Source organism: Sedimentibacter hydroxybenzoicus DSM 7310, assembly GCF_013403245.1.
Taxonomy (GTDB): Bacteria; Bacillota; Clostridia; order Tissierellales; family Sedimentibacteraceae; genus Sedimentibacter; species Sedimentibacter hydroxybenzoicus.
This window is the reverse complement of sequence record NZ_JACBNQ010000005.1, coordinates 1-17,301: the sequence shown is the minus strand read 5'-3', so window position 1 is coordinate 17,301 and position 17,301 is coordinate 1. Positions and strand designations below refer to the sequence as shown.

Below are 17,301 nucleotides of genomic sequence, written 5' to 3'. Positions count from 1 at the left end.
AAACTTCTCCGAAGAGAAGTTCTGGAGAAGTAACCCAGCTATGGTAAACACCTTATTTGACATTCATTGTAAGTTCAACGGATGGAGATTCAAAGGGGAAGACAACGAAGTAAAATTTATTGATGAAATACCGTTCTTGTAGGAGGTGAGTAAGTGTCAGTAGTAGACCAATTAGTAACCGCTAAATTTGTCCTTGATAGCTCAGGGTTTAATAACTCTATAAAAGGCATAAACGCAGAACTAAGGAATGCACAATCAGAATTTAAAAATGCAAGTACAGAATTAGGTGTATTCGGCAAGGACAGCGAAAAACTTAAATCGGTTCAGGAAGCATTAGCAAAGCAAGTAGAACTACATGCTAAGAAAGTAGATACATACAAACAGAGCATGGAACAAACATCTACAAAGATGAATGAGAACATCTCCATCCGGGACAAGTTAAAAAGTAGTTTAGATAATGCAAATAAAGCTTATGATGAAGCTGTTAAACTTTACGGAAAAGAATCCGACCAAGCTAAAAACGCAAAGTCAGAAGTTGAAAAACTTACCGCCGAATACTCTAAAAAAGAAAAAGCCATAGAAACGAACGCCAAGCAAATTCAGAATTATGAAACAAATATGAACAAAGCTAATGCACAAATGACTATAGCTCAGGGCGAATTAAACAAGATCAATGCCGAACTTGACAAATCAAATAACAAATGGTTACAGGCAAGCGAAGTACTTAAAGAGCATGGAGATAGATTGCAAAATATCGGTAAAGGCATGGAGAAAGCCGGGGAAGGTATATTAAAGGCTACAGCTCCCCTTGTTGCGGTAGGTGCTGCAAGTTTAAAAGCCGGTATTGACTTTGAATCAGCATTCGCAGGAGTTAAGAAAACTGTTGATGCTACGGATGAAGAATTTAAACGATTAGAGGCTGGTATAAGAGGTATGACTAAAGATATACCGGCAAGTGCTACGGCTATAGCAGGAGTAGCAGAAGCGGCAGGACAATTAGGTATTCAGACTGAAAACATCTTAGAGTTTTCAAGGGTAATGATTGACTTAGGGGAAGCTACTAATTTAAGCGCCAATGATGCTGCTACAGCTTTAGCTCAATTTGCAAACATAACTCAGATGAGTCAAGAAGATTTTGACAAACTGGGTTCGACTATAGTTGATTTAGGAAATAATCTTGCAACCACGGAAGCGGACATAGTAAATATGGGAAAGAGGCTTGCTGGTGCAGGAAGTCAAATAGGATTAACTGAAGCTGAAATAATGTCTTTTGCGGGCGCTTTAAGTTCTGTAGGAATTGAAGCAGAAGCAGGCGGCAGTGCATTTAGCAAAACGATGATTGAAATGCAGTTAGCAGTCGAAACTAATTCTGAGAAATTAGTAGACTTTGCGAGCGTCGCGGGGATGACAGGGGAAGAATTTTCAAGAGCATTCAAAGATGATGCCGCAGGCGCAATAACAGAATTTATAAAAGGTCTGTCAAACGCAGAAGAGCAAGGTGCATCTGCAATCAAAGTTCTTGATGACATGGGCATCACTGAAATTAGAATGAGAGATGCCTTGTTAAGGGCAAGTGGTGCAAGTGATGTATTTACGTCATCGTTGGAAATCGGCACTAAGGCATGGGAAGAAAACACAGCTCTTAGCAACGAAGCAGCGCAGCGTTATGAAACAACTGCATCCGAATTATCAATGCTTAAAAATCAATTTGTTGAAGCAGGATTGAAATTAAGTGAAGTTCTTATTCCTTACATGGAAAAAGGAATTGATAAAGTCGGTGAATTTGCTGATTGGTTAGGAAATCTTGACAAAGAAACCTTAGAAAATACTGCTAAAATGGTAGGGTTTGCAGCAGCGATTGGTGGGATTCTAAAAGTTGGTGGCGGTGCAATATCCACAATAGGCGGAATAACCAAAGGAGTAGGTACATTAGCGGGGTTATTAGGTACTGCTACAACGGCTACGGCAGGAATAGGGACAGCAGCAGCAACCGCAGGTGGTATTGGTGGAATGGGCGCTTTAACAGCTGGATTAGGAACAGCAGCGGCAGCGGTAGCTCCATTTGCATTGGCAGCTGCGGGAGTAGTTGCGGCGGGAGTAGGCATTAAAAAAGCATTAGATACCGAAGTGATTCCGGAAGTTGATTTGTTTGCAGATAAAATCGAATATGCAGCAATATCGACAGAAGAAAATTACGGGCGAATAAATACAGCCGTGGAAACAACTACAACTAAAATATCTGAATCTACAAAAGAAGCAGTAGGTTCTTATTTAGAACTTGACGAGGGCGTAAAAAGTCATTTGGATAGTATTTATATTAATTCGACAACCATAACCGAGGATATGAAAAACGAATTAGTTGCTAAATACGATGAAATGGCTACACAAATTAACGTAGGCACAGAACAAAAAAGAGCTGAAAATATAGCCAGCTTGGAGAATTTCTTTAAAAACTCTAAGGATATAACCGAATTAGAACAAGCAGATTTAATATTCAAAACAAACGAATATTACAATAAATTAAATAGTGACACACAGATTTATCAAGATGGCATAAATGAAATGATTGACAGAGCGTCAAGGGAAAGAAGAGAGCTGCAGATTGACGAAGTTAATGAAATAAATAGATTACAAGAATTAATGAAGACGCAGGCGATTAAAACTCTTTCGGATAATGAAATAGAAGCTAAAATAATCTTGGAGCGCATGAAGGAGTATGACGGCAGAATAACAGCTGAACAAGCATCAGCTCACATAACCGAATTAATCAGACAGAAAGATGGAGCTGTCACGGCTGCCAATGAAGAGTACGAGGAGAGATTAGCAACAATTATTAAAATGCGTGACGAAGCTAAAGTAATAAGCGCAGAACAAGCAGATGATTTGATAAAAGAAGCGCAAAGGCAACGTGATGGTATTATCAAAGAAGCCGAAAACACTCACACCGAAGCATTGAACAGAATTAAGGAAATGCATAGTGATCTTGAAAACGAAGTAGATATATCAACCGGTAATATATTAACATGGTGGGATAAGTTAAAGAGCTGGTGGAGCAGTTGGACACCTGAAAAGAAAACATTTGAAACGAGCTATTCAGGCAGTGGAGGCAATGCAGGGATAGGCAGTAGTAGCGGTTCAAGCTCTGCATCTCAAAAATACGATTTCTATTCGATGAACAAATCCGAAATAGATGCTATATCACGAAGAGAAAACGTAGATGTTGGTATCGCACAAGAAATATACAGAAAAGAGTTAGAGACAGATACCCGTACAAATAATATGAAGACCACTAATAATGATTCGCAAAAATCAAATGATGTAAATATAGTTCAAAATATATACGTTCCTGTGTCGAGTCCTTCTGAGGTAGCACGACAAGCTAAAAAGGCACAGCAAGAATTGGCATTAGGGTTCTAAGGCGGTGAGAATATGCAACATATGCATGAAAAAATATTATACGAAAATGACAAAGGGCAAAGAGTGGAAATAGCATATTCTTTCCCTTTTTTCTTTCAAGAATTAAATGGATCTGATGGCATTAGTGCCAACTTAACAAAAATAAATGCAGCAGGGCAGGACGGAACGACTGTTACAAATGTAAACATGTCAGACCGCCCGCTGCGTTTATTAGGAGTTATAAAAGGAAATTCCAAGACAGAGATAGAAACACACAGAAAAAAATTATTGCAGGTATTTAATCCTAAAGTACAAGGCTGGCTGCAGTATGAATACGGTGATGCGAAAAGAAAAATCCGCTGTCATGTTGAAAGCGGACCTAAGTTCTCAAAGAAATTTACCGTGTATAAGTATCAGGATTTTTTAATTGATCTTCTTTGCACAAACCCATATTGGCAGAACTTAAATGAAATTGAACAGAATATAGCACAATGGACAGGATTATTTGAATTTCCCCTTGAAATTCCTGAAGGTGGAATTGAGATAGGAATGCGGCAGCCTTCGGTTATTGTAAATATTTTTAATGCCGGTGATGTAGAATGCGGTATTAAGGTAGAATTCAAAGCACTTGCCACAGTAGTAAAGCCTTTACTTCTCAACATAAACACTATGGAATTCATAAAAATAAACAAGACCATGACTGAGGGCGAGGTAATAACTGTTACTACCCACTTTGGAAATAAGAGGGCGGAGCTTGAAAAAAGCGGCATAAAAAGCAATGCATTCAATTTCATTGACTTTGAAAGCACGTTCCTGCAGCTGGATGTAGGAGATAATTTACTTCGATATGATGCTGATGACGGACTGGACAACTTGAGCATATCAATTTATTATACACCGCAATATTTGGGGGTGTGATATGGAGCTTTATGTTTTTAACAAAGAGTTAGATTTTCAGGGATTGGTTGATGCATTTGATAGTTTCATATGGCGCCGGCGGTATTCCCGGTGCGGTGATTTTGAACTGCATTTACCGATTACCGCAGAAAACTTAAATTTGCTCAGAAAAGGCAATATAATTCATAAAAAAGATGACCGCGAAGCCGGATATATTGAATACCGTAAACTGACTGAAAATGTTGAAGGCAGAGAAGTTTTAGCCGTAAGAGGAAGATTTATAACCGGATATTTGGGGCGACGCATAATTTGGGGAACAGAAAACCTCAATGGAACAATTGAGCTTGCAATACGGAATTTGATTAATAACAATTGTATCAGCCCAGCTGATACAAGCAGAAAAATTGACCTGCTGCAGTTGGGAGAGTTGAAAGGATTTACACAGTCAGCTAATTTTCAAGTAAGTTATTCAAATTTGCTCAGCACAATAGAGGAAAAAGCAAGTATAAATGAATTAGGAATCCGGACACCCATTGACGTGCAAAACAGAAGAATTGTATTTGATATATACGAAGGACTTAACAGGACAGCCGGGCAAAGTGACAATCCGCGGGCAATTTTTAGCAAGGAATTTGAAAACGTCCTCGAGCAGGAATACACAGACAGCATAAACGACTACAAGAACATAGCTCTGATTGCCGGTGAGGGAGAGGGGACAGAAAGGGTATTGACAACGGTCGGCTCCGGAATCGGAGTTGACAGATTTGAATTGTTCGTTGATGCAAGGGATCTGCAGCAGGGGGAAATGAGCACAGAAGATTACACATCGCAGCTCCAGCAGAGAGGAAATGAAAAGCTTTCAGAAAATAGTATAATACAGACATTTAACAGCAAAGTAAATGTTCTCAGCAACTTAACTTACAAAGTTAATTTTGACTTGGGCGACATTGTAACATGTGTTTCTAAAAAGTGGGGAATTACAATTAATACAAGAATTACTGAAATTGAAGAAGTATATGAAAGTGATGGTTTCAAAATAAATATAACATTCGGAAATGATATTCCAACTCTGATAGAAAAAATAAAGAAGGTGATAAGATGACAGTAAAAAGCGGATTCTTTAACAGCATAGGCGGGGACAGAAAATATGACGCTGCAAGATTCGCAGAATACTTCGGCAGTTTCATAGGCAATGGGATATTTCCGGAGCCCGAAAATAGCTTAAAGGTAATTGCAAACAACGATATGACTGTTGCAGTCCAAGTGGGCAAAGCGTGGATTAACGGTTATTTTCTTGTAAATGATGATAACTATATATTAACTATAGAAAATGCAGACGGAACCTTAAACAGGATAGACAGAATAGTAGCAAGATATGATGTAATAGACAGGGAAATACGGCTTGAAGTAAAAAAAGGTACATTCTCAAGCTCTCCGGTAGCTCCTGACATTCAACGAGATTCGGACTCTTACGAATTAGCATTAGCTGATGTCTATATAAACGCAGGCGCCACAAGCATCATACATGCAAATATAACGGATTTAAGAAACAATTCCGACTACTGCGGTATAGTTGATTCGCTAATAGCAGGTAACGTTAATCTGTTAAGTGATAGAATAGACGCTATAGACATTGTCCTACCTAACAAATTAGAAAAAACAGGAGAAGGCAAAGACATAACAGTAACATTCACAGAAGCAGCCATCGAAGCAGACATTGCAAGCGGTGAAAAGTTATCCGTAATGTTCGGAAAAATCTTAAAGAAATTTAAAAATATAATCAGCGGAACAACAGCAGTAGGAAAGGCAATTACCTTAAACGGTTTAACAGCTACTATAGCAGAGCTTAATTTTGTAAAGGGAGTTACATCTGCAATACAGACACAGCTTAACAGCAAAGCGCCTACGAACCATGCATCGACAGGCACATCGTACGGTGTGGGAACAGCAGCGAACTATGGGCACGTAAAACTAAGTGATGCCACTAACAACGCAAGCGGAGTAAGTGGAGGAATAGCAGCAACTCCCCTAGCGATTAAAAACGTTAACGAAAAGATTGATAGCAAAAACCCTGCACCACTAAGAGTAACGGGAAATTTGCCTATCAATGCTCCAATAACAGATATCGTAAATTTTGATATTGTAGCAAATCCTTATAAAAGAATAATTATATGTACAGATACAGGTGCATCTTACGGTAAGCATTTCATATTTTTAGATATTAGTTATGTTTCCGATACTGTAATTGTAGTTGGAACATATGAAGGTTCTTCAAGCATTCCATCTTATATACGGATGTCTCTTACTACCTCGAATCAAAGTCTTTCTTACCAAGAAATTTACATGAGAAAATCCGGAAATCGTGTATACATAGCGATAAAGGGAGATGTATCTGTCAAAGAATATGCAGTTGATGTTATTTAAGGAGGGAAGAAATGTATATATTATCTGATTTAGAGGGAAATCTAATACAATTTGGAAACTTTAATACCGATATAGATAATCGTATTTTAGAAATGTCTGAAGCATTTGATAAGGAAATTATAGGCACAGAAGATGAAGAATTGTGTAATAAAGCATTGCTGTACAACAGTTTCAAACTTAAGGTGGTAAATGGGGTTATATTTGATGTTATGCCTGTAGAATCTGTTATTCCTGAACCATCAAAAGAACCGACCATTGAAGATTATCTCGTTGATTTAGATTTTAGAGTTTCACTTATAGAATTGGGGGTGTAAGGGTATGACATATGTTTACTGTAAAAAGATCATTGAAAACAAGAGTTATGAAAGTGTTGAAGACATGCAATTGAAACTGGATGTTTTTTTATTAAACAATCGCATAACACAAGAAAACTATAACGAATTAACAGGAATGTTAAACGAGGAATAGAAAGGGGAAAAAATAATGGATGCTAAAGAATACAACAAAATGATATTGTCTCGACAGTTTGCATTTTTAAATGTGGACAAGTACCATGAGCTTGGGTATAAGGGACAAGGCTTCACAGTCGTAAACGCGGAAAACTATCCTGGCAAGGATGACCATGGAGCGATGACAACAGGAGTGATAAATGATTTTATTCCTGAGTGTAGAGTTATAAATAGTATTATTGGCGGCTCTGGCAGAAATAGACATATAAATTATCAAGGAGAGTACATACCACTGGAGGAAGCTATTACAAGGCTTAATATTAAAGCCTTTACGTCTTCACACTCTGCATCATTTGACAAGACAACTATGGACTACTACAAAGAATTGCAAGAACGTTATGGAGTGTTCTTTTTTTCGGCTGCTGGGAATGATGCAGAAAGTGTACGCAAAGATTGGAATAGGTATGATACAGCAATAGCTGTTGGTGCAGCTGTTATAGACGAAAAGGGGAAAGTATCACGCGTATATTATAGTGGTATTGGAGAAGAATTAGATTTTATGTGCACTATGGGTACAGGCAATGGCACAAGTTCAGCATCTCCAGCACTCTTAAGTCTTTCTATATTGCTTTGTCAAAGATACGGTGATATGAATCAAGCCGAGTTGAGAGAAGTATTCAAATCTATAACTTATAATATGGATGTTGATGGATGGGACGAGCGTACAGGTTGGGGAATACCCGTGCTGCCATTAACGGAGAAATTAGAGATTTTAGAAACTCTAAGGAAAGGAGGAACTGATACCATGCCAGATAAACCCGCTACATTAAATTTTACTGATGTAAATGAATCAGATTGGTTCTATGATGATGTTAAATTTTGTGTAGAAAATGGCTTGATGCAAGGGGACGGAGATGATACATTTGAACCGCAAAAGCCTGTTACAAGAGCAGAAGAAGCTGCAACAACAAGACGAATTTATGAAAAAATTATGCAAGAGATTGAAGGGAGAGTATAATGGGAGAGAAATTTAATGAGATTAAAATATCAATAGTAGGTGTAATAGCTATTATATATGCTTTTTTAGCAAATATATTCGGAGCTCTTACACCTCTTTTAATAATAACACTAATTGCAATGTTCGCAGACCTAATAACAAGAATATATGCTGCGTGTGTTCGTCCTGATGAACGTCCAGAAAGCAAAAAAGTTATGAAAGGTTTATATAAAAAAGTTGGTTTGTGTTTATTGATTATGCTTGCTTTAATGGTAGATAAAGCACTATTAATATTAGCTTCTGTATTAGGGATTAACATAGTAGCTAAAATATTAGTAACGGCTCTCGTTATGGCATATATACTTGTAAGAGAAATTATATCTAATGCTGAAAACTTGCAACACGCAGGAATAGAACTTCCTACATTCTTGATTAAAGTTCTGGGTATAGCTAAGGATAAAATTGACAATGCAGGAGATGCAATTGTAGGCGGTGGTGACGGTGATAAAGTTTAAACATAATCCAACCAAAAATCAAAGAATCACATCAGAGTTCGGCAAGAGAGATTTTGCCGGACTTCAATTTCATTCGGGTATAGATTTTGGAGCAATAACTCCCGGAGTTGAGGGAGATGCTTTATATGCCGTGGATGATGGTATTGTAAAGGTAAGTAAGGCAGATAGCGGAAATAAGAATGTCGGATATGGATATTACATAGTTATAGAACATGAGGGATACTGCACATTATACGCCCATCTGGCAAGTTTGGAATTGAAGGTAGGACAAACAGTCAAGGCGGGCGATATCGTTGCTCACATGGGCAATACGGGGACAAGCACAGCAGCACATCTGCACTTCGAAGTTAGAAATTGCTTGTATAGTCATCCGCATTTCTGGACTAAAGGCACTTATGCAGGTCAATATATAATGTGCGTGAATCCTGCAGGTTATTTTGTAAAGGAAATGACAGTACAAGAAGCTATAAATATAATACAAGAAAAGACAGGCATTGATGAAAATACTATACAATATCTGCTTTTCTACAAGTATAGTGAACCGCTTTTATTGAAGTTAGCTGCAGCTATGAAGTAATTTGTAACACATTTATCGTACAAGCATACAATAAGGATATGACATGGTTAATTTTGTTGACATAGCAACTTAGCACTTCCCGGGTGTAATGCCCGGGATTTTTTTATTTTTTGAACTTTTTTCTTGCAATGCCTATAAGTGTTTAAATTTCAACAAAAAATATTTTAAAATAATTATAAAAAAGTATTGACAACCACCTTAAAAGGTGGTATAATGAATTATAAAATAAAAAAAGGAGAAAAAAATGAAAATGATGCAAATAATTAAAAACGAATTTGACAAAGTAGAATTAAAGCAGGATGGAAGATACTTGATGCAATTATCGGGCGGTGAAAATGTTGTTTATGAAAATGGCAAGTTTGGAACGTTTTTTAAAACTACAAACTCTGAAGATATTGACGTTTCTTGGGATACAAAAGAAAAAATACTTGAGATAGCATTATCTCATGTCGAAAAGCTTAAAAAATTGAAAGCAAGAAATGCATTTTTCTTTGAAAATCCTTATTTTGAGAAATTATAAAATGCAAAAAGCTGGGTATTATCCCAGCTTGCTTCCTTATAGGTAATCTAAAGTTTAATCATGTTTGTACAATCAAGCACACACGATAGAACATATTTCAATTCCTTATAGGTAATCTATGTGCTTATGGTTTTATTTTAGATTATAAATTATTTAATGTCAAGAATTTTTTCAAGGAGAAGAAATGAATCTCAAAAATAACGATAGAACGTAATTTAAAAATCTAATAAGGATTAAAAAATAGTGGTACGAAAACGAATATAAAATAAAAGGTGAATGCAATGAATCTTAGAAAAATACGGTTGCAGCAGGACCTGACTGTACCTGACCTATTTAGAAAATCAAAAGTGCCTATAAGAACGATTGAAAACATTGAACGCAATGACGATTGTAAAGTATCTACGGCTATTAAATTAGCCGATGCTCTGAATGTCACTTTAGATGAATTATGCCGAGCATAGGTTATAATCACTAAATATAACCTAAACAAGCTATAATAATAGGGCAGCCGGACTACCATAAAGGTACCGTTTACTGCCCTGTTATTGTGTTACCTATCCAGCCAGCTCATATAACGATTCAAGTATGTTCGTAGGAGGTGGCTGTTTAAGAGTTGTCATCTCTAATTATATTATATGCTTGTATTTATCAAAAGTGCTTAAAGCGGGTTGCTTGATGTCTTTTGACGGTTTCATATACCGCACAAAATACCGCACAAAACATAATTAACGCTAATAACAATGTTAATTTATACAATGACATGTTGCATATAGCAATAAAAACAATTAAATTCAATGCCTTGTAAAATCAAGGGAAAGCAAAATGATTGCAATATGTAAATCACTAGACTTAGGATCTAGCGGGATACCGTGGGGGTTCGACTCCTCTCATCCGCACCAAATATGCGGCATCTATCTTTTAAGATAGGTGCTTTTTTCATACTTATAGTATAAGTGATTGACACCAAATTAAAAATTCGGGTTACCTGCTTATACAACAACCGCACAAATACCAAATTCTTTCACAATCTATAGCCTTGCTTCATAAGATAAACTATATCATTAAATATTGTGAGGCGATCCAATGAATAAAATTGTTGAAACTAATAGATTGATAATCAGGGAATTTGAAGAAGAAGATATTTCAAGTTTATATGAAATTGAAAGTAATAGAAGATTATTGGAATTTATTCCATGGTATAAATTGAGTACATTAGGCGAATGCAGAAGACAACTCAGAAGAATAATTGAAAAAAATAGAAAAAATCAGCTTAACAGTTGGGCAGTTACTCTTAAGGATACCGGAGAAGTAATCGGAATAACTCAATTAATGTATTCCAATAAAATTAAAGCTGTAGAAATCGGAACAAAAATTTTGCCGGAATATTGGAGTAAGGGATATGCTTCAGAATTGACTAAGGCAGTCATCGAATATGGATTATATGAATTAGAAATAGATGAAATTGTTGCCGTAACGGATATTAATAATGTAGGAGCAATTAAATCTCTTGAAAATTGTGGTATGAAATTTATGAAATATGGATATTATAACGGTTCAGAATCAGTTTTTTATAGTGCTGTGAGAGAATGAAATTATATCAAAATATTTATTGACAAATTTAGACAGTCATGTTATTATATAGACAATTAAATAGGCAAAATTTCCTAAAGGAAATGACGCAAAGCTATAGGGTCTAAGCCATGAAAATGGTATGACAGCCAGTTGCTGTACGTAGGTACATTATTCGGATTATATGCTTTGCAATTTTTGCAAAGCTTTTTTATTGGAAAGTAGGGGGCAAACATATGAAAAAATTTAAAATAACTCTATTTACTTTGATACTAATATTTGCTTTTTCATCTGTTGCTTATGGTGCGGACATATATAAGGGTTCAAAATCAGAAATAGACGCTTCAAATGCAGTTGACGGATATATAAAGGTTAGATATTTAAATGAAACTACAAAAAAATTAAAGGTAATAATAGAAAATAATTCAATTCAATATACATATAATTTAAACAATAAGGGTGAATATGATACATATCCGCTTCAACTCGGAGATGGAAAATATAAAGTTAGAGTATTTGAAAACATCAGTGATAACAGATATGCAACTACACAAACTGTAGATATAGATGTAAAATTGAAAGATGAAAATGCTCCGTATTTAATATCAAGCCAGATGGTTAATTATACTGAAGAATCTGAAACGGTTAAGAAAGCACAGGAGCTTGCAGCAAACAAGACAAATGACTTAGAAAAAGTAGAAGCGATATATGATTATGTAATATCTAATATTAAATATGATAATGATAAAGCTAAAAATGTAAAAAGTGATTACTTGCCTGATGTTGACGAAATTTTAAAGGAAAATAAGGGCATATGCTATGATTATTCGTCACTGTTGGCGGCAATGCTTCGATCAAATTCAATACCTACCAAATTGGTAACAGGATATTCTCAGAACGTAAGTGCATTCCACGCATGGAATGAAGTATATACAGAGGAAACGGGATGGATAGCCTTGGATAAATTGTACTTTGACGGTAAGGAGTGGAGGTTAATGGATTCAACTATTGCTTCCAGCGCAAAGCAATCAAACAGCACGCAAACAATGGAACACACAAATAAACTTATTGATAGACAATATTACACAAAGAAATTTGAGTACTAATAATAAAAGCCCCTCCTCCTCCTCGGGGGCTTTTATTTTTTTGTTATTCTGAGAGCTTTGCTCGAAGAATCTCATCTTTTGTTCTACAAGATCCTTCGCTTATTTTAATTTCTTTAATATCAAATCAGGGTCAATGCAATGCATTAATGCATTTTCTTTATTTATCATACCTTCTTTATATAAATCCAATATACTCGTATCCATTGATTTCATTCCGCGTTCTTCCGATGAATATATAACGCTGTTTAATTGATGAATCTTCGATTCTCTTATTAAATTTGAAATGGCATTGTTTACGGTCATTATTTCAAAAGCGGGTACTCTTCCGTTTGTAGGAGACTGAATAAGCTGTTGAGATATAACTGCATGCAATTGCATAGATAATTGAATTCTTATTTGCTGCTGCTGGTTTGCAGGAAATACGTCAATTATTCTGTCAATGGTGTTTGCCGCACCGGTAGTGTGTAGGGTCGAAAGTACAAGATGACCTGTTTCTGCAGCAGTGAGAGCAATTTCAATAGTTTCTAAATCCCTCATTTCTCCGATCAATAAAACATCAGGTGCCTGCCTCAATGAGGACCTGAGTGCTGAAATATAGCTTTTAGTGTCTGAAGAAATTTCTCTTTGGCTCACTATGGATTTCTTGTGTCTATGAATAAATTCAATAGGGTCTTCAAAGGTCATAATATGGCAGTTTCTTTCAGAGTTTATTCTATCGATTATACATGCAAGAGTTGTTGATTTTCCGCTGCCTGCAGGACCAGTTATTAAAATCAGACCCTTTGTTTTTTTATACATATTCATTACTGTGTCAGGTATTCCCAGTCTTTGGGGATTGGGTAGCTGAAAAAACACAACCCTTATTACCGCAGCACAAGAATTGCGCTGCATGTAAGCACTTACTCTGAATCTTCCAAGCTTAGGAATCGAAAATGAAAAATCAACATCCCCCTTAGAATAAAGGTCATCCATGCTGTCATTTTTGGCTAACTTGAATATATCGTATATTATTACATATGATTGTTCCGCTGTAAGAGGAACCTCATTAAACGAAACAATTTCACCCATTATTTTGTATGATAAAGGTCGTCCTGCAACTATAAAAATATCTGAAGCTTTCTTTTCGATGGCATAATTAAATATGTCTATAATTTTCATCATTCAATACCTTCCCATAAATCAATGTATTCCTCTTCGTAAACAGGCAATTCAATATTTGCTAAGTTCCAAGTCAGTATTTCGTATGTTGGTTTATTCGCTATATCATTTGAAATCCTTAGAGTTACACATATCTTTTGATTTTTATCACCATGAACCTCATAATATATATTAAAGTTATTCTTATCACTATTTATTACAGTTACGTCTTCTGTTCGTGATAACAATTCAGATAACCTATGATAGTAATCATTAATGTCACCATGTGCCGCTGCAGTCATAATATTAAAAATTTCAGACAATTTTTTTTCTGCAATTCCTTCTATTATATAATAGTCATAAGTCATTTCCTGAGTTTTATTAACTAATTTCAAGTCAGAATAAGCAGTAGTAAATGACAATGTTGCAAAAACTGTTAAGCACAGTACTACAAAGATAACTAATACCAAGGTTCCGCCCATTCCCATCGATATATTATTTTTCATAACAACCCCCGTTAATAGTTTGGGTAAAACTTCTTAGTTTCTATTGCATATATAGGTTGATTATTATTGGCTTTATTTATAAAAGGATAGGGCTTGATCCTTTCAGCCATTATCTCAATATCCGTTAATGTTCCGTTATTGGAAAATTCATCAGATATATTCACCGTAATTAAATATTCTTTATCAGCCTCATTGCTTAATTTCCAGCTTTTATTGTAGAAGTTAATATAGGTGTGTACATTGCTTTCGGTTTTTAAAAGCTTAAAGTTTTGAAGCAGAAATTCCTCTGATTCATCAGAGCTGTTAAGCGACTTTATTATTTCTATATCATATTGGATTAAATTGCCGGCAATAACTTTATCATTAGCTTTTACCTGAGTGAATCTTGCGATAAAAAAGCAATTTAAGCTTATTACTCCGGCTATGGCAAAAATTAATACGGATAATATTATTTCGACCAATGTTACTTCTAAATTAATAGAAAATTTATTTTTCATATTTCACCCTGCTGTTGATTGGAATTTACATTTATTATTAATTCTGTATTAGATTTATCATATCCTACTGTAAACTTATACAATTTATTACTTAATCTTTCGATAGAAAAGCTGTCTATATTCATGATTTTCATACCGTCCTCAGGGTTGAATTGAATGCTTTCGCCGGTAAACAATTCATATAATCCGTCGTTATAATAATAAATCCAAGTTTCGTAATAATCTTCGTCATATACTTCATTTATTACCAAAGCTTGAACATCTTCTGATTTTTCTACTCTGATAGAATTTTCTTTATCGGCTTGCCTGACTTTATTTGCTATGTAAGAAAGAGATACACGCTTTTCATAATTGTCTGCTCTGTCTTTATTTATATTTTCGTATATATTCTGACCAAGCAAAATTACCATTACAGACATAATAACAATAATCAAAAATAATAACATTATAAAGATTAGTTGGAATGAAAACTGTTTATTGTGATTTTGACTAAGCATATTAATCCTTTCCTATTTTTAAAAATATTTCAACCTCGGGCATTATATTTGAAGCGAAAATATTATAGCTTATTACATACTTCTCATGGTCTACAATGAGTCCGTAGTTGTTTTCCATATACTCTATATCCGGAGGATAAAATCCTTCTATGGCATAAGCCTGGACAGCACTTCTAATAATCGCATCTTCTAAAATATGCGTTTTTTCATTATCTCTTCGTATATTTACATTTTTAACAGACATATATAAGAAGAGTAAAAATAATAATATAAATGTAATTGCAGTAAAACTGTGTTTTTTCATTTAATACCCCTATTAACCGATTGATGACATTATATTCATTAAAGGAAGCATAACTGATATTAAAATAAAACCAATAACAATACACAACGTTCCAACCAATGCAGGCTCAATTAATGAAACAGCATTGGTTATTGAATGGTCTGCTTCGTTTTCGTAGATATTGGTTAATTTTTTCATAACAACATCCATCTCTCCGGTACGTTGTCCCATGTTGAGCATTTGTATATGCATGCTTGAGAACAAAGATAATTTTGAAATAGAATCAATAAAGCTTTCTCCCTTGCTCATGGATGTGCTGCATGCCTGGATATTATGTTTGAGTAGAGGGTCCTCTACAACATCTAATAATATATCTATGGATTTATCAATATGCATGCCGCTTGATAACAATAAAGATAAAGAGGAAGAAAACCTGTAAGCAGTTATTTTTTTCATTATTGATTTTGTAAAAATAAAATTATTTAAAAATCTTCTGATTGATGACTTGCCGTTTTCAGTCTTATTTAATATGTATATACAAACAATTAATAATAAAATTGCTATAACTAACATTAAGGTAAACCTTCCTATTAAAACTCCTGTAGAAAAAGACATTAAGAACGAAGACTGTCCGACAGATTCTCCGCCTAATTCGTTTATCATATTTTCAAATATAGGAAATATCTTTGTAACCAATAATGCTATAACGAAAGACATCATAGCAAATAAAAGCATTGGATAAAATATAGAACTTTTAATTTTGCCTTTTAAAAAGTCCTCTCTCTCATAATAATCCGATAAGGAGCTCATTACGTCGTCAAGTCTACCCGTAACACTTCCTATCTGGCTCATGTTTACTATATATGAAGGGAAGAACTTTGTATTTTCCATTGCTTTATAAAGAGGAATCTTATTAGATAAATTATCTTTCAATAATTTCAGAACGTTTTTCATATTTCCTTCTTCTATATCGTTGTGCATCCACTCTATTCCATCGGCTATCAGCATTCCTGATTTTAGAACCATTGCAATTTGCGAACAGAAATATGACAATTCTGAAGAGGACAGTTTTTTAATTGAGGTATTTTCCATTGGTTTCACCTGTTCCTAAATGTTTCTTTAATTATATTATAAGAACTTTTAAAACTCAACATTATTATATATAATTTTACATTTTTCGCAAAATACAGTAATTATTTTTAAATATTTCAAAAAATATATGAACTATAAAGTATCAAAATTCCTATTTTTCTATACAATAAATATGTTCTGTGTAGTGATGGTAATTTATCAAGACAATAAATTGTTTAAAAAATTGCATTGTACAGAAAATGGAAATTAAAAATCCCAAATAGGGGATTGACAAAGATAATTAAGTAAGCTAAAATTAAAAAGCATTTTCGACTCAGTTGGAAATCAACAGAAAAAATGTGCAAAAACATAGTTGACAATAACATATAGTTGTGTTAAACTAACAAAGCTGTCAGATTAGACAGTATAACAAAAGACAAAAAATACTTGACATCACATGTCTCGTATGATAAAATTTTATTCCTAACCTACAGGGGTTAGAGAAAAAAACAAAAACAAAAATTGGCAGTTGACAACATCGAAAAGATGTGATAATCTGTTCAAGCTGTCCCAAGAGATGAGGAACAGCAAACCCGAACATAGACAATAAAACAGCATAAGAAACCTTTGAGAGTTCTAAAGAAAAAAAGAACAAACAAACAAAAAGTAAAAAAAGCTAAGCGAAAGCTTGGGCTAAGGAAAATATTAAACGAGAGTTTGATCCTGGCTCAGGACGAACGCTGGCGGCGTGCCTAACACATGCAAGTCGAACGATCTACATTTATGTAGATAGTGGCGGACGGGTGAGTAACGCGTGAGCAATCTGCCCTATACAGAGGAATAGCCTCGGGAAACCGGGA

General features: G+C 34.9%; 18 protein-coding genes, 1 rRNA gene and 1 riboswitch. Of the genes, 13 read left to right on the top strand and 6 right to left on the bottom strand.

Annotated elements, in window-relative coordinates; all coding sequences use genetic code 11:
- The first annotated feature begins 153 nt into the window (after nucleotides 1-153).
- The 12 genes from HZF24_RS06820 to HZF24_RS06765 all read left to right on the top strand — a co-directional run bounded on the left by HZF24_RS06820 (nucleotide 154) and on the right by HZF24_RS06765 (nucleotide 12,450).
- Complete coding sequence (locus HZF24_RS06820; protein WP_179237547.1) at nucleotides 154-3,417, top strand: phage tail tape measure protein; 3,264 nt, start codon at nucleotides 154-156, stop codon at nucleotides 3,415-3,417.
- Between the two features lie 12 nt (nucleotides 3,418-3,429).
- A complete protein-coding gene (locus HZF24_RS06815) occupies nucleotides 3,430-4,314 on the top strand; it encodes a phage tail family protein (RefSeq protein WP_179237546.1) in 885 nt (294 codons plus the stop codon).
- 1 nt (nucleotide 4,315) lies between these two features.
- Nucleotides 4,316-5,395 carry a siphovirus ReqiPepy6 Gp37-like family protein gene (locus HZF24_RS06810; protein WP_179237545.1) on the top strand — a complete coding sequence of 360 codons (1,080 nt, stop codon included), beginning with the start codon at nucleotides 4,316-4,318 and terminating at the stop codon, nucleotides 5,393-5,395.
- The gene (locus HZF24_RS06805) at nucleotides 5,392-6,717 is read left to right on the top strand and encodes a tail fiber protein (protein WP_179237544.1); all 1,326 of its coding nucleotides are present in this window, start codon (nucleotides 5,392-5,394) and stop codon (nucleotides 6,715-6,717) included. The genes HZF24_RS06810 and HZF24_RS06805 overlap by 4 nt, the downstream gene beginning before the upstream one ends.
- An 11-nt stretch (nucleotides 6,718-6,728) precedes the next feature.
- Nucleotides 6,729-7,031, top strand: a complete 303-nt coding sequence (locus tag HZF24_RS06800) for a hypothetical protein (protein ID WP_179237543.1) — start codon at nucleotides 6,729-6,731, stop codon at nucleotides 7,029-7,031.
- A 193-nt stretch (nucleotides 7,032-7,224) separates the two neighbouring features.
- Complete coding sequence (locus HZF24_RS06795; RefSeq protein WP_179237542.1) at nucleotides 7,225-8,184, top strand: S-layer homology domain-containing protein; 960 nt, start codon at nucleotides 7,225-7,227, stop codon at nucleotides 8,182-8,184.
- Nucleotides 8,184-8,678: a phage holin family protein gene (locus HZF24_RS06790; RefSeq protein WP_179237541.1), complete on the top strand. Its 495-nt coding sequence runs from the start codon at nucleotides 8,184-8,186 to the stop codon at nucleotides 8,676-8,678. Before HZF24_RS06795 ends, HZF24_RS06790 begins: the two co-directional genes overlap by 1 nt.
- Nucleotides 8,665-9,255 (top strand): M23 family metallopeptidase, encoded by a 591-nt coding sequence (locus tag HZF24_RS06785; protein WP_179237540.1) that lies wholly within the window; start codon nucleotides 8,665-8,667, stop codon nucleotides 9,253-9,255. The genes HZF24_RS06790 and HZF24_RS06785 overlap by 14 nt, the downstream gene beginning before the upstream one ends.
- Nucleotides 9,256-9,499: 244 nt before the next feature.
- Nucleotides 9,500-9,775 carry a hypothetical protein gene (locus tag HZF24_RS06780; RefSeq protein WP_179237539.1) on the top strand — a complete coding sequence of 92 codons (276 nt, stop codon included), beginning with the start codon at nucleotides 9,500-9,502 and terminating at the stop codon, nucleotides 9,773-9,775.
- A gap of 281 nt (nucleotides 9,776-10,056) precedes the next feature.
- Complete coding sequence (locus HZF24_RS06775) at nucleotides 10,057-10,236, top strand: helix-turn-helix domain-containing protein (protein ID WP_179237538.1); 180 nt, start codon at nucleotides 10,057-10,059, stop codon at nucleotides 10,234-10,236.
- Between the two features lie 622 nt (nucleotides 10,237-10,858).
- The gene (locus HZF24_RS06770; RefSeq protein WP_179237537.1) at nucleotides 10,859-11,365 is read left to right on the top strand and encodes a GNAT family N-acetyltransferase; all 507 of its coding nucleotides are present in this window, start codon (nucleotides 10,859-10,861) and stop codon (nucleotides 11,363-11,365) included.
- Nucleotides 11,366-11,418: 53 nt separating this feature from the next.
- Nucleotides 11,419-11,505, top strand: a riboswitch (cyclic di-GMP riboswitch).
- Between the two features lie 75 nt (nucleotides 11,506-11,580).
- Nucleotides 11,581-12,450, top strand: coding sequence for a transglutaminase domain-containing protein (locus HZF24_RS06765; RefSeq protein ID WP_179237536.1), 870 nt, complete (start codon nucleotides 11,581-11,583; stop codon nucleotides 12,448-12,450).
- Nucleotides 12,451-12,549: 99 nt separating this feature from the next.
- Here the strand turns inward: HZF24_RS06765 and HZF24_RS06760 are convergent, their stop codons facing one another.
- From HZF24_RS06760 to HZF24_RS06735, 6 genes are all read right to left on the bottom strand, one after another.
- The gene (locus tag HZF24_RS06760; protein ID WP_179237693.1) at nucleotides 12,550-13,608 is read right to left on the bottom strand and encodes a type IV pilus twitching motility protein PilT; all 1,059 of its coding nucleotides are present in this window, start codon (nucleotides 13,606-13,608) and stop codon (nucleotides 12,550-12,552) included.
- On the bottom strand, nucleotides 13,608-14,093 hold the full coding sequence (locus HZF24_RS06755; RefSeq protein WP_179237535.1) for a hypothetical protein: 486 nt from the start codon (nucleotides 14,091-14,093) through the stop codon (nucleotides 13,608-13,610). The genes HZF24_RS06760 and HZF24_RS06755 overlap by 1 nt, the downstream gene beginning before the upstream one ends.
- Nucleotides 14,094-14,104: 11 nt before the next feature.
- Nucleotides 14,105-14,590, bottom strand: coding sequence for a hypothetical protein (locus HZF24_RS06750; protein ID WP_179237534.1), 486 nt, complete (start codon nucleotides 14,588-14,590; stop codon nucleotides 14,105-14,107).
- A complete protein-coding gene (locus HZF24_RS06745) occupies nucleotides 14,587-15,009 on the bottom strand; it encodes a DUF4860 domain-containing protein (protein WP_179237533.1) in 423 nt (140 codons plus the stop codon). The genes HZF24_RS06750 and HZF24_RS06745 overlap by 4 nt, the downstream gene beginning before the upstream one ends.
- A 79-nt stretch (nucleotides 15,010-15,088) precedes the next feature.
- Nucleotides 15,089-15,391, bottom strand: a complete 303-nt coding sequence (locus HZF24_RS06740) for a hypothetical protein (protein ID WP_179237532.1) — start codon at nucleotides 15,389-15,391, stop codon at nucleotides 15,089-15,091.
- A gap of 12 nt (nucleotides 15,392-15,403) precedes the next feature.
- Nucleotides 15,404-16,462 carry a type II secretion system F family protein gene (locus tag HZF24_RS06735; protein ID WP_179237531.1) on the bottom strand — a complete coding sequence of 353 codons (1,059 nt, stop codon included), beginning with the start codon at nucleotides 16,460-16,462 and terminating at the stop codon, nucleotides 15,404-15,406.
- 684 nt (nucleotides 16,463-17,146) lie between these two features.
- Between HZF24_RS06735 and HZF24_RS06730 the strand changes: the two genes are divergently transcribed.
- Nucleotides 17,147-17,301: ribosomal RNA gene (locus HZF24_RS06730) — 16S ribosomal RNA — on the top strand; the annotation flags it as partial.

Excerpts from the sequence above, each read along its gene's own strand:
- HZF24_RS06810 (WP_179237545.1), top strand. The coding sequence starts at position 4,316 with ATGGAGCTTTATGTTTTTAACAAAGAGTTAGATTTTCAGGGATTGGTT.
- HZF24_RS06765 (WP_179237536.1), top strand. The coding sequence starts at position 11,581 with ATGAAAAAATTTAAAATAACTCTATTTACTTTGATACTAATATTTGCT.
- HZF24_RS06735 (WP_179237531.1), bottom strand. The coding sequence starts at position 16,462 with ATGGAAAATACCTCAATTAAAAAACTGTCCTCTTCAGAATTGTCATAT.
- HZF24_RS06770 (WP_179237537.1), top strand. The coding sequence starts at position 10,859 with ATGAATAAAATTGTTGAAACTAATAGATTGATAATCAGGGAATTTGAA.
- HZF24_RS06815 (WP_179237546.1), top strand. The coding sequence starts at position 3,430 with ATGCAACATATGCATGAAAAAATATTATACGAAAATGACAAAGGGCAA.
- HZF24_RS06775 (WP_179237538.1), top strand. The coding sequence starts at position 10,057 with ATGAATCTTAGAAAAATACGGTTGCAGCAGGACCTGACTGTACCTGAC.
- HZF24_RS06760 (WP_179237693.1), bottom strand. The coding sequence starts at position 13,608 with ATGAAAATTATAGACATATTTAATTATGCCATCGAAAAGAAAGCTTCA.
- HZF24_RS06795 (WP_179237542.1), top strand. The coding sequence starts at position 7,225 with ATGATATTGTCTCGACAGTTTGCATTTTTAAATGTGGACAAGTACCAT.
- HZF24_RS06805 (WP_179237544.1), top strand. The coding sequence starts at position 5,392 with ATGACAGTAAAAAGCGGATTCTTTAACAGCATAGGCGGGGACAGAAAA.
- HZF24_RS06790 (WP_179237541.1), top strand. The coding sequence starts at position 8,184 with ATGGGAGAGAAATTTAATGAGATTAAAATATCAATAGTAGGTGTAATA.
- HZF24_RS06780 (WP_179237539.1), top strand. The coding sequence starts at position 9,500 with ATGAAAATGATGCAAATAATTAAAAACGAATTTGACAAAGTAGAATTA.
- HZF24_RS06745 (WP_179237533.1), bottom strand. The coding sequence starts at position 15,009 with ATGTCTGTAATGGTAATTTTGCTTGGTCAGAATATATACGAAAATATA.
- HZF24_RS06800 (WP_179237543.1), top strand. The coding sequence starts at position 6,729 with ATGTATATATTATCTGATTTAGAGGGAAATCTAATACAATTTGGAAAC.
- HZF24_RS06750 (WP_179237534.1), bottom strand. The coding sequence starts at position 14,590 with ATGAAAAATAAATTTTCTATTAATTTAGAAGTAACATTGGTCGAAATA.
- HZF24_RS06755 (WP_179237535.1), bottom strand. The coding sequence starts at position 14,093 with ATGAAAAATAATATATCGATGGGAATGGGCGGAACCTTGGTATTAGTT.
- HZF24_RS06740 (WP_179237532.1), bottom strand. The coding sequence starts at position 15,391 with ATGAAAAAACACAGTTTTACTGCAATTACATTTATATTATTATTTTTA.